The organism is Pseudomonas sp. DE0010 (assembly GCF_007680745.1).
Taxonomy (GTDB): Bacteria; Pseudomonadota; Gammaproteobacteria; order Pseudomonadales; family Pseudomonadaceae; genus Aquipseudomonas; species Aquipseudomonas parafulva_B.
Genome location: NZ_VEJQ01000024.1, coordinates 34053 through 46527, shown reverse-complemented (window position 1 = coordinate 46527; position 12475 = coordinate 34053). Strand labels below are relative to the sequence as shown.

Here is a 12475-nt window from a genome sequence, read left to right as displayed (position 1 = left end):
ACCTCTTGCCGGTCACAGGCGCGGGCAGTGCCCTGGCATGACCGACCTTTTCTTATTGGTGGGGGTTGAGGATCAGCATCTGTTCCTCGCTGAAGTAATGCTCATCGCAGTTGTTGCCAGAACCACTGCGATCAACCACCAGGAAGTCATCCCGCTTTTCGATCGTCAGCACCGGGTGGTGCCAGACGCCGCGATGGTAATTGACGCCCTGCCTGCCGTTGCTGCGGAAGGCGCGGACCAAGCCTGATACAGGTGCATCGCCAAGTGGCGCGACCACGATCAGAAAGGGGTTGCCGAGCAGCGGAATGAAAGCCTGGCTGCCCAGCGGATGGCGTTCGAGCATGCGTACGGTCAGCGGCATTTCCAACGCGTCGGCGCGGAAAATACTGATGATCGCCTTGTCTTCGGGCTCGGCGGTCTCGACCGTGGCGAGCTTGTGAAAGCGCATGGTCGAGCCGTTGTTGATCATGAAGTGGTCGCTGCCGTCGGTTTCGATCACGTCACCGAAAGGGGCGAAGGCTTCTTTGGTCAGGGGCTCGATCATCAGGGTGCGCATGCGGTTATCTCTTCTATTGTTCGTTGTTCTGTTAAGAATCGTCGGTCGCTTACAGCTGTTGCAGGCGGAACAGGGCGATCTGGTTGATCTGCTTGAGCGCCTCGGCGAATTCGGCCTTGGCATCGTTGTGGATGCGCTGTTCGAACGAGGCCAGGATCTGGTGCCGGTCGCTGCCCTTGACGGCCATGATGAACGGGAACTGGAACTTGGCCTTGTACGCCTCGTTGAGCGAGGTGAAGCGCGCAAATTCCTCGGCGGTGCATTGGTGAATACCGGCGCCGGCCTGTTCGTTGGTGCTCGAGGCGGTCAGTTCACCCTGGACGGCAGCCTTGCCAGCCAGGTCCGGGTGGGCGTTGATCAAGGCCAATTGGTCGGCGTGGGGTGCGCTCAGCAGGATGTCGCTCATACGCTGGTGCAGTGTGTGCACGTTATCCAGTTCGTCCAGTTGACCGAGGTCGTAGGCCTTCTCGGCGACCCAGGGCGAGTGCTCGTAGATGTCGGCGAAGGCGTGGACGAACGCGTCACGGTCGAGGGTGGACGGCTTGAGGGTCTTGAAGGTGGTCATCAGACGGTCTCTTTCTGGTACGGGTGGGTGGCTTGCCAGTGGCGGGCGATGTCGACGCGGCGGGCGAACCATACCTGCTCGTGGCTTTTGGCGTAGTCGACGAAACGCTTGAGCGCTGCCAGGCGTGCCGGCCGACCGACCAGGCGGCAGTGCAGGCCGATGGAGAGCATCTTCGGCGCCTCGGCGCCCTCGGCGTACAGCACGTCGAAGGCGTCCTTGAGGTATTGGTAGAACTGCTCGCCACAGTTGAAACCCTGGACTTGGGTGAAGCGCATGTCATTGGTGTCCAGGGTGTAGGGAATGACCAGGTGCGGCTTGCCGGTGGGGTTGTTCGGCTCCCAGTAGGGCAAGTCGTCGTCATAGGTGTCGCTGTCGTAGAGAAAGCCGCCTTCTTCCATGACCAGTCGGCGGGTGTTGGGACCGGTGCGGCCGGTGTACCAGCCCAGCGGGCGTTCGCCAGTGATTTCGGTGAGGATGCGGATGGCTTCGAGCATGTGCTCGCGCTCCTGGGCCTCGTCCATGTACTGGTAGTCGATCCAGCGGTAGCCGTGGCTGCAGATTTCATGGCCGGCCTGGACCATGGCGCGGATCACGTCGGGGTGGCGCTGGGCGGCCATGGCCACGGCGAAGATGGTCAAGGGAATGCCGCTGTCCTTGAACAGTTTGAGCAGGCGCCACACGCCTGCGCGGCTGCCGTATTCGTAGAGCGACTCCATGCTCTGGTTGCGCACGCCCTGCAACGGCTGGGCAGCGACCATCTCGGAGAGGAAGGCTTCGGACTCCTTGTCGCCGTGCAGGATGTTGCGCTCGCCGCCTTCTTCGTAGTTGAGCACGAATGACAGGGCAATGCGGGCGTTGCCTGGCCATTGCGGGTGAGGAGGGTTATTGCCATAACCGATCATGTCGCGAGGGTAGTCAGCGCTCACTGCAGTCTTCCTTCTTGTACGTGTGGGCAGGGTGGCGGGCCGCGTCGCTGTGTCGCACCACCGGATGCGATGATTGTATACAACTTATGAATTCTTTTGTAAGTCTGAATTTCCGTATTTCTGTCCAGGAGTCGTGTCTGGATACCTTGCAAGAAACCTGCCCACTTGGTCAGCTAAGCCTGACGAAAACGCAGCGCGCCGCTTTATTGCTGCTGGTGTCATGGCCCGTTACCCCCCTTGACCGGGAAAGCAAAAAAATTGTGTACAATTTTCCTAGCGAATGTCTTAATTAGGCCAGTTCAAGGCGCATGCTGCCCCGGTTCGGATCACTGGCGTGCGTACTTGCCCCTGGCAAACAAGAGGCGACAAGCAGATGGGACGTTTGACCACTCACGTACTGGACGCAGCCCACGGCTGCCCAGGCAGCGCAATCAAGGTGGAGTTGTACCGTGTCGAAGGCAGCCAGTTGACGTTGGTCACCTCGGCGCTCACCAACAGTGATGGCCGCGTCGACGCGCCATTGTTGCAAGGCGATGACTACCGTTCGGGTGTTTACCAGCTGCAGTTCAGTGCCGGTGACTACTACCGCGGGCGTGGCGTGGCGTTGCCTGAGCAACCGTTTCTGGATGTGGTGGTATTGCGCTTTGGCATCGATGCGCAGCAGGAGCACTACCATGTCCCGCTGCTGATTTCGCCGTACAGTTATTCGACCTATCGTGGGAGCTAGTTGGTCGCTAGACGAATCTTCGTAGGTCCTTGGCCCGCTCTCACACTGGCGGGCTTTTTTTCGCCTAGGTCTAGGTGGTTTCGGTACGAATGCTCTGTTGCATATGTGCCAACGACTTGCCGGTCTTGAACAATGCGTGGTCTTCCGCGCCTGCGGTCAACGCACCTAGCAGATTGAAACTCGTGCCGATCAGGCGCGGTGCTCCCCGTTCCTTCATCCATTCCTGACTGGCCAGTAAATGCGCAGATGTGTTGGAAATGCTAGCGCGTCTAGTGCGATCGGCGATGTCTACATAGGCTTGCGCGTGCTCGATGCTCAGGGAATTATCACCGTGGCTGGCCAGGTTGCTGTTGACCACGCCAAGCTTGTGGATGAAAGGCGTACTGGTTGAGAGTTTCCTCGTGTATTCATGGATCACGGCCCGTCCCCCATTGAAGCTAGGTATGAACTGCGGGTTTGGCGATAGCGACTTTCGGGTGACATCCAAGCTTTCGGCCGCGAGCTCATGACTTGACCTCCACCACTTCTTGATTGCGCTGAACATCAAGGGCGCTCGACCCGACGGGTCGGCCATGTTCACCGGATCGCCCTGGCAGTAGGCGTATGGATTGAGCCCACCCTGAGCAAATGGACTCCAGTGGTCAGGGCTCTGAAACCTCATCAGCGTTGGGTCGTAGAGCCGGTGGCCTTTGCCTAGAGGGTACAGGCGGGAAATCGGATCACTGAACTCGCCGTTGAAGCCCAATGAGCTCTTGCTCCATAGGCTATGACCATATGGGGTATAGGTGGGTAAGGCAGAGGTAGGTATGTGCATCGGCAGGCCTCCGTAAAGGCTTTCACTTGTAACAAGCACCGATTCAGTTTGCACCTGGCAAGAATCCTAGTTTGATTGATTTGCACGCCAATCGCGCCGGTAATGACAAATGGGCGCCGAAGCGCCCTTGGCTGTTGCGAAAGTTTCAGAGGAAGATGAACTTGGCAATAAAGATCGCACACAGCACCCACAGGCTGGCAGAGATCTCCTTGTATTTACCCGTACCGGCTTTAAGCGCCACGTAGGTGATGAAACCCAGCGCAATGCCATCGGCTACCGAGAACGTCAGTGGCATCATGATCACGGTGACGATTGCCGGAATGCTGTCGGTCGCCTCGTCCCAGTTGATGTGCGCCATGCTGCCCATCATCAGCATCGCGACGTAGATCAAGGCGCCAGCGGTTGCATAGGCGGGGATCATGCCAGCCAGCGGTGCAAAGAACATGGCGGCGATGAACAGCACACCTACCACCACCGCCGTCAGGCCGGTGCGCCCCCCGGCGGCCACCCCCGCGGCACTTTCCACATAGCTGGTGACCGGCGGCACGCCGACTACGGCGCCGAACACGCTCGAAGCACTGTCGGCCTTGAGCGCTTTGGACAGGTTTTCGATACGGCCGTCGGGGGCCACCAGGTTCGCCCGCTGCGCCACGCCCATCAGCGTGCCCGCTGTGTCGAACATATGCACGAACAGAAACGCCAGGACCACGCTGATCATGCTCACGTTGAACACGCCCGCCACGTCCATGGCCATCCAGGTCGGCGCCAGGCTGGGCGGCATCGACACCACGCCGCCGAACTTCACCAGCCCCAGGCCCCAGCCCGCCAGCGTCACGCCAATGATGCTGATCAGGATCGCACCGAATACCCGTTTGTAGCTGAGGATGGCGATCATCAGAAAACACACTGCCGCCAGCAGCGGGCCTGGCTCATGCAGCGAACCGAGCTTGATCAGGGTGGCGGGGCTGTCGACGATGATGCCTGCGGTCTTCAGGCCGATCAGGCCGAGGAACAGCCCCACACCGGCGCCCATGGCGTGGCGCAGGCTGACGGGGATACTGTTGAGCAGCCATTCGCGCACCTTGGACAGCGTCAGGAACATGAACAGCACGCCGGAGATGAAGACTGCGCCCAGTGCCGTTTCCCAGTTGTAGCCCATGGTACCGACCACGGTGTAGGTAAAGAACGCATTGAGGCCCATGCCCGGGGCCAGGCCCACTGGCCAGTTGGCATACAGCCCCATGAGCAGGCAGCCAAGGGCGGCGGCGATGCAAGTCGCCACGAAGGCTGCGCCATGATCGATGCCGGCATCGGCCATGATGTTGGGGTTGACGAAAATGATGTAGGCCATGGTGATGAAGGTGGTCACCCCGGCGATCAGCTCGGTCTTGACGGTACTGCCGTGTTGCCTGAGTTTGAAAATGCGCTCCAGCCAACCCGTGGCGGGCGGTGAGGCGATGTCCAGCGTAGGGACTTCGGTTTTGCGGCTTTCCACAGCGAGTACTCCTCAAGTCTTTCTTGTTGTTATGGAGCCCGTGGTCCTGAGCAATGCACTTGGCGGCTCCGCGAGGGCGGCAACTGGCCAGCGGCATGCAGTGCCGTGGCGTATTGTTGACCGGAAGGTCAGGAAGTTGCCTGAGCGATTATGCTTTTGTGTACAAAGAAAGCAAATACTGTTTTATGTTTTGTATGCCACGTGAGGTGAACAATCGCTATATGCGTTAAAGCGCGCCTGCAGAAACGGCTCAGCCTGTGTACAATGACGCCATACTTTCCTTCGTGCCTCGAGAGCCCATGAACGAACAGCTGCAACCCCTGAAAAAACCCGCGCGTGCTGGCAAGGCCGGTCGCAGTGGTACCCAGGACGACATTGTCTATGCGCACATCTTCGAGGCCATCCTGGAGCAACGTCTGGCGCCGGGCACCAAGCTCAGCGAAGAGGCGCTGGGCGAGATTTTCGGCGTCAGCCGCACCATCATCCGCCGGGCCCTGTCACGCTTGGCCCATGAGAGCGTGGTGCTGCTGCGGCCCAATCGGGGTGCCGTGGTCGCCAGCCCAACCGTGGAGGAGGCGCGCCAGGTGTTCTTCTCGCGGCGCATGGTCGAGCGTGCCATCACCGAGCTTGCCGTGGAGCACGCCACCGCCGAGCAGCTGGCCGAGCTTCGGCAGATGGTCCGCGAAGAGCGCGACAGTTTTTCCCGAGGGGATCGCGGCGCCGGCATCCGGCTGTCCGGCGAGTTTCACCTCAAGCTTGCCGAAGCGGCGGGCAATGCGCCGCTGGTGAGCTTCCAGCGCAGCCTGGTATCGCAGACCTCGCTGATCATCGCCCAGTACGAAAGCGGCAATCGTTCCCACTGCTCGTACGACGAGCATCTGCAACTGATCGATGCCATCGAAGCGCGTGACGCCGCCCAGGCCGTCAGCCTGATGATGCATCACATGGACCACATCGACAGCAAGCTGAACCTGGACGAGGAGAGCGCCTCGGACGATCTGCATGCGGTGTTCTCCCATCTGCTGAAAAAGCCCAAGGTCGCGGTCAAGAACTGACCGTTCGCCTGGGCTCGCACCCAACGAACCTTACCCTTCGCGCTGATGCACGCAGCGCCCGGCCGCATAGGTTTCACGAACCGTGCGGTCGTCGCCCAGGGTGGTCAGCACGAACAACGTTTCCTCAATGCTTCTGGACTGCTGCAGGCGATAGTCCAGCAGCGGCGTTGCCTTGTAGTCCAGCACCACGAAGTCCGCGTCATTGCCCGGGCGCAGGCTGCCGATCCGGTCATCCAGGCGCAGCGCGCGCGCACCGCCCAGGGTCGCCAGGTAGAGCGACTTGAAAGGGTGCAGGCGTGCGCCTTGCAGTTGCATCACCTTGTACGCCTCGTTGAGCGTGTTGAGCAGCGAGAAGCTGGTGCCGGCGCCCACGTCGGTGCCCAGGCCGACATTGACCTTGAAGCGCTCCGCCTGAGGCAGGTTGAACAGCCCGCTGCCCAGGAACAGGTTGGAGGTGGGGCAGAACGCGACCGCCGAGCCCGTCTCGGCCAGGCGCTGGCATTCTTCGTCGCACAGGTGCACGCCATGGGCGAAGACCGAGCGCTCGCCCAGCAGTTCGAAGTGGTCGTACACATCCAGGTAGCCCTTCTGTTCGGGGAACAGCGACTTGACCCAGTCGATTTCCTGAAGGTTCTCCGACAGGTGCGTGTGCAGGTAAACGCCTGGGTGTTCCTTGAGCAGTTGGCCGGCCCGTGCCAGCTGCTCTGGCGTGCTGGTCGGTGCGAAACGCGGGGTGACGGCGTAGTGCAGGCGGCCTTTGCCATGCCAGCGCTCGATCAGCGCTTTGCTCTGGGCATAACCGGACTCGGCGGTGTCGGTCAGGTAATCGGGGGCATTGCGGTCCATCATCACCTTGCCGGCGATCAGGCGCAGGTCCAGGCGCTCGGCTGCTTCGAACAAGGCGTTGACCGATTCGGGGTGCACACTGCCGAACACCAGGGCGGTGGTGGTGCCGTTACGCAGCAGCTCCTTGAGGAAGATCTGCGCCACCTGGTCGGCATGATCCTTGTCGGCGAATTGCTTCTCGCAAGGGAAGGTGTAGGTGTTCAACCAGTCCAGCAACTGCTCCCCGTAGGAGCCGATCATGCCGGTCTGGGGGAAGTGGATGTGGGTGTCGATGAAACCTGGGGTGATCAACGCGTCCTGGTAGTGCTCTACCGGTATGTCGGCGTCCAGGGTCGGCAACAGGTCGCTGGCATGGCCCACGGCCTGGATGCGTCCACCGTCGATCACAAGCACGCCGTCTTCGAAGTACTCATGGGAAGCGTCCAGGCCTACCTCGGCCGGGTCGGCGATGCTGTGCAGGATGGCGGCTCGGTAGACTTTGCGGGTAACGGTCATATCTCACTCGTCAAATGGCTTGGCTGCGCCGTGAAGGCGGCAGCAACTGGGCAATGGGGCCGGCGTTGGCGGCAGCGTCGTGCTGGCCGAAGCGGGCGTTGTAGGTGGCGATGATTTCGCCGGCGATGGACACGGCGATTTCGATGGGCAGCTTGCCCTTGACCTCGGTCAGGCCCATCGGGCACCGCATGCGCGCCACCAGGGCGGGGTCGAAACCGCGCTCGCGCAGGCGATGCTCGAACTTGACCCGCTTGGTCTTCGAGCCGATCAGGCCGAACCAGGTGAAATCGTTGCGCTTGAGGATGGCAGCGGTCAGCTCCAGGTCGAGCTGATGGTTATGGGTCATGACGATGCAGTAGCTGCCCGGCGGCAGGTCTGCCACTTCGTCGACCGGTTCCTCGCTGACCACGCGCGTCACGCCGGCGGGAATCTGGGCAGGGAATTCCTGCTCGCGCGAATCGATCCAGCGCACCCGGCAGGGCAGCGCGGCGAGCAAGGGTACCAGAGCCCGGCCGACATGGCCCGCGCCGAACACGGCGATCTGCGCCTGCACGGCGGCCATGGGTTCGAACAACAACACCGTCACACCCCCGCAGCACTGGCCGAGGCTGGCGCCAAGACTGAAGCGTTCCAGGTGCGGGGTACCGCGGTGCTCGCCGAGCATCTGCCGGGCGATGTGCAGCGCCTTGTATTCCAGATGGCCGCCGCCGATGGTGTCGTATGATCCGCAGGCGCTGACCACCATCTTCGAACCGGCATTGCGCGGGGTGGAGCCGCGTTCTTCGATGATGGTCACCAGTACGCAGGCCTCGCCGCGGGCTTGGTGTTCGGCCAGGGCGTTGATCCATTGGTGCATGATGCAAGATCCTCATCTGTGGGTGCCTGTTCGGGCCTTCTCGCCGACTTGCCGGCAATGGGCCCGAACAGGCAACGCACCTTCAATTGTTCACTGCGTCCAGTTCCTGCACCGCAGGTTGCAGGGTGGCCGCCTTGCGCATCTGCTCGCAGCCCCACAACACCCGCTCCGGCGTGGCAGGGGCATCTATGTTCGGTTGCACGCGGTAGTCGGCAAGGCTGGCCACCGCATCCTTGATCGCGCACCAGGCGGCGATCCCGAGCATGAACGGCGGCTCGCCCACGGCCTTGGAATGGAACACCGTGTCCTCCGGGTTCTTGCGGTTCTCCACCAGCTTGACCCGCATGTCCAGCGGCATGTCGGCCACCGCTGGAATCTTGTAGCTGGCCGGGCCGTTGGTCACGAGTTTGCCCTTGGCGTTCCACACCAGCTCCTCGGTGGTGAGCCAGCCCATGCCCTGGATGAACCCTCCCTCGACCTGTCCGATGTCGATGGCCGGGTTCAGCGAGTCGCCCACATCGTGCAGGATGTCGGCGCGCAACATCTTGTACTCGCCGGTCAGGGTGTCGACGATCACTTCCACGCAGGCCGCGCCAAAGGCGTAGTAGTAGAAGGGGCGCCCCCGTGCCTGGCTGCGGTCATAGAAGATCTTTGGCGTGCGGTAGAACCCGGTGCTCGACAGCGACACCTGACCGAAATAAGCCTGCTGCACCAACTGCTCGAAGCTGACGATCTGGTCGCGCACACGCACGTGGCCATTACGGAACTCCACGTCTTCCTCGGTGACCTGGTAGTGCCTGGCAGCGAATTCGGTCAAACGCTTCTTGAGAATCTCGGCTGCATGCTGTGCGGCCTTGCCGTTCAAGTCAGCCCCACTGGAAGCGGCGGTGGGGGAGGTGTTGGGTACCTTGTCGGTGTTGGTGGCGGTGATCTGGATCCGGTCGATATCCACTTGGAAGACCTGGGCCACCACCTGCGCCACCTTGGTGTTCAGGCCCTGGCCCATTTCAGTGCCGCCGTGGTTCAGGTGGATGCTGCCATCGGTGTAGATATGGATCAGCGCCCCTGCCTGGTTGAGGAAGGTGGCAGTGAACGAGATGCCGAACTTGACCGGGGTCAGCGCCAGGCCTTTTTTCAGGATCGGGCTACCGGCATTGAAGCGGCCGATGGCCGCCCGCCGTTCGGCGTAGTCACTGCTGGCTTCAAGCTCGGCGGTCATCTCCTCGAGCATGTTGTGCTCGACGGTCTGGTAATAATGGGTGACGTTGCGCTCGTCCTTGCCATAGTAGTTGGCCTTGCGCACGGCCAGCGGGTCGCGGCCAAGGTGCCTGGCGATGTGGTCCATCACCTGCTCGATGGCGACCATGCCCTGCGGCCCGCCAAAGCCCCGGTAGGCCGTGTTCGACGCGGTGTTGGTCTTGCAGCGGTGCCCGTGGACGGTGGCGTCGCCCAGGTAGTAGGCGTTGTCGGAATGGAACATGGCGCGGTCGACGATCGAGCCGGACAGGTCCGGGGAGTAGCCACAGTTGCCGGCCAGGTCCAGGTTGATGCCGTGCAGGCGACCCTGGTCGTCGAAGCCTACGTCGTACTCGACGTAGAAGGGGTGTCGCTTGCCGGTCATGGTCATGTCCTCGACCCGCGGCAAGCGCATCTTCGTCGGTTGCCCGGTCAGGCGGGCGATGACGGCGCACAGGCAAGCCGGGCTCGCGGCCTGGGTCTCCTTGCCGCCAAATCCGCCGCCCATGCGGCGCATGTCCAGCACCACCTTGTTCATGGGCACATCGAGCACTTCGGCCACCAGTTTCTGCACCTCGGTGGGGTTCTGGGTCGAGCAGTAGACGATCATGCCGCCGTCTTCGGTGGGCATCACCGAGGAAATCTGGGTCTCCAGGTAGAAGTGTTCCTGGCCGCCGATGTGCAGGGTGCCTTGCAGGCGATGCGGGGCGCTGGCCAGGGCTGCAGCGCTGTCGCCGCGCTGATGGGTGTGGCTGTCGAGCACGAAGTGCCGCTTGCGCAGCGCCTGGACCACATCGAGCACCGGTTCGAGGTCCTCGTATTCGATGACGGCGGCCATGGCGGCGCGGCGTGCGGTGTCCAGGTCACGTGCGGCCACGGCCAGGACCGGCTGGCCGAAGAACTCGACCTTGTCGATGGCCAGCAAGGGATCGCCTGCCACCACCGGGCCGATGTCCTTGAGCCCGGGAATGTCCTGATGGGTGATCGCGATTCGCACCCCTTCGAAGGCGTAGCAGGGCGTGGTGTCGATGCGCAGGATGCGCGCATGGGCACGGTCTGCGGTACGTGCATAGACGTGCAGCTGGTTGGGGAATTCCAGTCGGTCGTCGATGTACAGCGCTTCGCCGGACACGTGCTTGTCGGCGCTGTCGTGCTTGACGCTGCGCCCGACCCCGGTGGTCAGGTCCTGGCGGAACAGGTCGGCCATTTCGGCCTGGCTTTCGGGCACGTGATGGTTAGACATAAGCGGTCACCCGGGTTTCGATGTGCGGCGTTTGCAGTTCGATGAAGTACTTGCGCAGCAGGTTCTGCGCGGTCAGCAGGCGGTATTGCTGGCTGGCGCGGAAGTCGCTGAGCGGGGTGAAGTCTTCGGCCAGGGCCTGGCAGGCGCGCTCCACGCTGGCCTTGTTCCAGGGTTGGCCCAGCAACGCCGCCTCGCAGGCACGGGCGCGCTTGGGGATGGCCGCCATGCCGCCGAAGGCGATGCGTGCGCCGCTGACCACCCCGTGCTCGATGCTCAGGTTGAACGCTGCGCACACCGCCGAAATATCATCGTCCAGGCGCTTGGAAACCTTATAAGCGCGGAACGTCCAGTCGTGTCGGGCGAGGGGTACCAGGATCTTCTCGATGAACTCGCTGTCCTGCCGGGCGGTGATGCGGTAGTCGATGAAATAGGCTTCCAGCGGCATCGTGCGCTGGCGCTCGCCCTGGCGCAGGACCACCTGGGCCTCCAGCGCGATCAACAAGGGCGGTGAGTCGCCGATGGGCGAAGCGTTGCCGATGTTGCCGCCCAGGGTGCCCTGGTTGCGGATCTGCAGCGAAGCGAAGCGATGCAGCAGCGCGCCGAAGTCCGGGTATTGGGCGTTCAACGCCTGGTAGCAGTCAGTGAGCGGGGTAGCGGCACCGATTTCAAGATGGGTGGCGGTCTGCTCGATCCGCTTGAGCTCGGCCACATGCCCCACGTAGATCATCACCGGCAGGGTCTTGTGCATTTGCGTGACTTCCAGCGCCAGGTCGGTACCGCCTGCCAGCAACCGGGCTTCGGGGTGCGAACTGTACAGCTCGGCCAGGTCGGCGACGGTCAGCGGGACCAGGCAACGTTTGTCGCCACTGTTCAGCTCGCCGGTCTGCGACGGTGCAATGGCCTTGAGGCGGGCGATGGTCTGCGCTTGCTGGGCATCGAACTGGTCGCGGCAGGGCTGCCGGCAGCTCTGCTGGGCGGCGTCGAGGATGGGCCGGTAACCCGTGCAGCGGCACAGGTTGCCGGCCAGTGCTTCCTGGGCCTGATGCACGTCGGCACCTTGACTGTTCTTTTGCAGGGCGAACAACGACATCACAAAGCCTGGCGTACAGAAACCGCATTGCGATCCATGGCAGTCCGCCATGGCTTGTTGCACGCTGTGTAGCTGGCCTTGGTGCTTGAGGCCTTCGACGCTGATCAGTTGCTTGCCGTGCAGGCTGGACACGAACGTCAGGCATGAGTTGAGGCTGCGATAGCGCAAGGCGTCGTTGCCGGCGTCGTCCTGGGTCAGTTCACCGATCACCACGGTGCAGGCACCACAGTCACCGCTGGCGCAGCCCTCTTTGGTGCCGGGTTTGCCCAACTGCTCGCGCAGGTATTGCAGCACGGTCATGTTCGGGTCCAGGGCGTGCTCGCTGCGCAGCTCCTGGTTGACGAGAAACTGGATCACGGGGATGGCCTCGCAATGGTTTTATTGTTGTTGGGCCGACTCTAAGCAACACCTGTCGCGCGGGTCAATGTTTTTCTGACTCAAAGGTCAGGAAATCGTCCGGCGGCCGGCCCACCCTGGTTGATGATGCTTACACCAAGCATAGATCGCGCCGGCCCGGCAGCTGTCCGGGTGGTCAAATAAACCCCGATACACCGCTGCGCTTCCCAGGGGC

At 62.2% G+C, this 12475-nt stretch carries 11 protein-coding genes; 2 read left to right on the top strand and 9 right to left on the bottom strand.

Features of this window, described 5'->3' with window-relative positions:
- Nucleotides 1–52 precede the first annotated feature (52 nt).
- Genes FS767_RS17485 through puuE form a run of 3 tightly spaced genes read right to left on the bottom strand, consistent with a single transcriptional unit; the run spans nucleotide 53 to nucleotide 2047 of the window.
- Nucleotides 53–556, bottom strand: coding sequence for an ureidoglycolate lyase (locus FS767_RS17485; RefSeq protein ID WP_023535901.1), 504 nt, complete (start codon nucleotides 554–556; stop codon nucleotides 53–55).
- Between the two features lie 49 nt (nucleotides 557–605).
- A complete protein-coding gene (gene uraD, locus FS767_RS17480; protein WP_144967052.1) occupies nucleotides 606–1121 on the bottom strand; it encodes a 2-oxo-4-hydroxy-4-carboxy-5-ureidoimidazoline decarboxylase in 516 nt (171 codons plus the stop codon).
- Nucleotides 1121–2047 (bottom strand): allantoinase PuuE, encoded by a 927-nt coding sequence (puuE, locus tag FS767_RS17475; RefSeq protein ID WP_058638548.1) that lies wholly within the window; start codon nucleotides 2045–2047, stop codon nucleotides 1121–1123. The genes uraD and puuE overlap by 1 nt, the downstream gene beginning before the upstream one ends.
- A 373-nt stretch (nucleotides 2048–2420) precedes the next feature.
- Here puuE and uraH point away from each other — a divergent pair, with 373 nt between their 5' ends.
- A complete protein-coding gene (uraH, locus tag FS767_RS17470) occupies nucleotides 2421–2774 on the top strand; it encodes a hydroxyisourate hydrolase (RefSeq protein ID WP_144967051.1) in 354 nt (117 codons plus the stop codon).
- A gap of 70 nt (nucleotides 2775–2844) precedes the next feature.
- Here uraH and FS767_RS17465 read toward each other — a convergent pair whose 3' ends face one another.
- Nucleotides 2845–3588 (bottom strand): RHS repeat-associated core domain-containing protein, encoded by a 744-nt coding sequence (locus tag FS767_RS17465; RefSeq protein WP_167338589.1) that lies wholly within the window; start codon nucleotides 3586–3588, stop codon nucleotides 2845–2847.
- A gap of 145 nt (nucleotides 3589–3733) precedes the next feature.
- Nucleotides 3734–5083 carry an NCS2 family permease gene (locus tag FS767_RS17460; protein ID WP_144967049.1) on the bottom strand — a complete coding sequence of 450 codons (1350 nt, stop codon included), beginning with the start codon at nucleotides 5081–5083 and terminating at the stop codon, nucleotides 3734–3736.
- Between the two features lie 299 nt (nucleotides 5084–5382).
- Here FS767_RS17460 and FS767_RS17455 point away from each other — a divergent pair, with 299 nt between their 5' ends.
- A complete protein-coding gene (locus FS767_RS17455; RefSeq protein ID WP_144967048.1) occupies nucleotides 5383–6138 on the top strand; it encodes a GntR family transcriptional regulator in 756 nt (251 codons plus the stop codon).
- Nucleotides 6139–6168: 30 nt separating this feature from the next.
- Here FS767_RS17455 and guaD read toward each other — a convergent pair whose 3' ends face one another.
- The 4 genes from guaD to xdhA form a co-directional block, all read right to left on the bottom strand.
- The gene (gene guaD, locus FS767_RS17450) at nucleotides 6169–7479 is read right to left on the bottom strand and encodes a guanine deaminase (protein WP_144967047.1); all 1311 of its coding nucleotides are present in this window, start codon (nucleotides 7477–7479) and stop codon (nucleotides 6169–6171) included.
- A gap of 10 nt (nucleotides 7480–7489) precedes the next feature.
- A complete protein-coding gene (gene xdhC / locus FS767_RS17445; protein WP_144967046.1) occupies nucleotides 7490–8335 on the bottom strand; it encodes a xanthine dehydrogenase accessory protein XdhC in 846 nt (281 codons plus the stop codon).
- Between the two features lie 82 nt (nucleotides 8336–8417).
- The gene (xdhB, locus tag FS767_RS17440) at nucleotides 8418–10814 is read right to left on the bottom strand and encodes a xanthine dehydrogenase molybdopterin binding subunit (protein ID WP_144967045.1); all 2397 of its coding nucleotides are present in this window, start codon (nucleotides 10812–10814) and stop codon (nucleotides 8418–8420) included.
- Nucleotides 10807–12261 (bottom strand): xanthine dehydrogenase small subunit, encoded by a 1455-nt coding sequence (gene xdhA / locus FS767_RS17435; protein ID WP_144967044.1) that lies wholly within the window; start codon nucleotides 12259–12261, stop codon nucleotides 10807–10809. Before xdhA ends, xdhB begins: the two co-directional genes overlap by 8 nt.
- Nucleotides 12262–12475 lie beyond the last annotated feature (214 nt).